This window comes from Ligilactobacillus ubinensis, assembly GCF_024160875.1.
Lineage (GTDB): Bacteria > Bacillota > Bacilli > Lactobacillales > Lactobacillaceae > Ligilactobacillus > Ligilactobacillus ubinensis.
The window spans coordinates 1-204 of record NZ_JAIULA010000084.1 but is presented as its reverse complement, the minus strand read 5'-3'; the positions used below and the strand labels follow the sequence as shown (position 1 = coordinate 204).

Here is a 204-nt window from a genome sequence, read left to right as displayed (position 1 = left end):
GTAAGGATTTAAAGCTAAGATTTCTTCATAGGCATCATAAGCATTTTTTACTTCACGTATCTCTTTTGGGTTACCAAACACTCGTTTACCTTCGATAATAGCCGTGATTTGTTCAACCGACAGACTATTATTCTCGATGGCTAATGATGAATGAATAGATTTAATTCTGTTCTCTTTGCGTAGCTTTAAATTTCTCTCTACCTG

At 34.8% G+C, this 204-nt stretch carries 1 pseudogene; it reads right to left on the bottom strand.

Annotated features, from left to right (window positions below):
- Positions 1-204, bottom strand: a pseudogene (locus tag LB941_RS12490) (Fic family protein); the annotation flags it as partial.